Annotated in this window: 1 protein-coding gene; it reads left to right on the top strand. The window is 65.6% G+C overall.

Features of this window, described 5'->3' with window-relative positions; translation table 11 throughout:
* Positions 1–56: 56 nt before the first annotated feature.
* A partial coding sequence (locus Apa02nite_RS50680; RefSeq protein ID WP_203831571.1) for an ISAzo13 family transposase occupies positions 57–1,667 on the top strand: 1,611 nt, incomplete at its 3' end.

Raw genomic sequence — 1,667 nt, 5'->3', positions numbered from 1 at the left:
AAGGGCTCGTAAGAGAACAAGCCGTTGCTTGACTGATTTCGATTCGTTGATCTGTTATGGCGGTCACGGATGAGGTGCGGTCGATGTTGGCGGCGAAGTTCGAGGTGATCTTGCCGCATCTGAATGAGCGGCAGCAGCGGTTGTTACTGGGTGCTGAGGCTCGGGTGCTGGGTCATGGCGGGATCCGGGCGGTGGCGCAGGCAGCCGGTGCTCGTGAAGCGACCGTGGCGCTGGGCGTCGACGAGATTGAGGCGGGAGCGCCGGTGCTCGATCGGGTCCGGCAGGCTGGTGGAGGCCGTAAACGGGTCATCGAGCAGGACCCGACGTTGCTGCCGGCACTGCTTGCCCTGGTCGAGCCGGACCAGCGCGGCGATCCGATGTCAGCGTTACGGTGGACGACCAAATCGCTGCGGCATCTTGCCGGTGAACTGACTCGGCAAGGTCACCGGGTCAGTCACGACACTGTCGGTGATCTCCTGCGTCGGCTGGGATTTAGTCTGCAGGCCAACGCCAAAACCCTGGAAGGCAAACGACATCCCGACCGTGACGCGCAGTTCCGTTACATCAACGAGCAGGCCCTCGAGCACCTGAGCGCGGGTGACCCGGTGGTCAGCGTGGACACGAAGAAGAAAGAACTGGTCGGTGATTACGGCAACAAAGGCCGCGAGTGGTCACCGGCGGGTGAGCCGGTCCACGTGCTCAGCCACGACTTCCCGCACCCGGGGTCGAACAAGGCCATCCCTTACGGCGTCTACGACCTGGCCGCGAACACCGGCTGGGTCAGTGTCGGCACCGACCATGACACCGCCGCGTTCGCCGTCGCCACGCTACGGCGCTGGTGGGACAGCTACGGCCGGCAACGCTACCCGGACACCAGCCGGCTGCTGATCACCGCCGACGCCGGCGGCTCCAACAGCACCCGCGCCCGCGCCTGGAAAGCCGAACTCGCCGCGTTCGCCGCCGACACCGGGCTGGCCGTGACCGTCTGCCACTTCCCACCCGGCACCAGCAAATGGAACAAGATCGAGCACCGCCTGTTCTCCCACATCTCCACGAACTGGCGCGGACGGCCCCTGAACAGCCACGACGTCATCATCAACACGATCGCAGCGACGACCACGACAACCGGCCTGAGCGTGCACGCCGAACTCGACCCCGGCCTCTACCCCGTCGGGAAGACCGTCACCGACGCCACCATGGCCGCTCTGCCCCTGGACCGCCACGACTGGCACGGCGACTGGAACTACACCCTGCGCCCGGAACCAGCCACACCCCCACCCACCAGCCCACCAGCCCCGCCGCTGGCACACCTGACCCCGTTGATCCACCCAGCGATCACCGGCATGCCCGACCCCGCATGGCATGACCTGATCACCCGGCTGACCATTCCCTACCAGGCCCACCACGAACAATTCCTGCACAACTACCGCGGCCACCACCGGACCCGCGGCGGCGGCCGCCCCCTGCGGGTCACCCTCACCCACCAAGTCCTGGCCACCCTGCTACACCACCGCTACCAGACACCACGCCAGGTCATCGCCGATCTGTTCGGCGTCTCACTGACCACCATCAACATCGCCGTCCGGCACACCCGCAACATCCTCACAAAAACCCGGCAAACCATCACACCCGCCGATATCCGCCTCAAAACTCTCACCGAACTAACC

The organism is Actinoplanes palleronii (genome assembly GCF_016862315.1).
Classification (GTDB): Bacteria; Actinomycetota; Actinomycetes; order Mycobacteriales; family Micromonosporaceae; genus Actinoplanes; species Actinoplanes palleronii.
The sequence above is the reverse complement of the archived record's forward strand: the minus strand, read 5'-3'. Positions and strand labels throughout refer to the sequence as shown.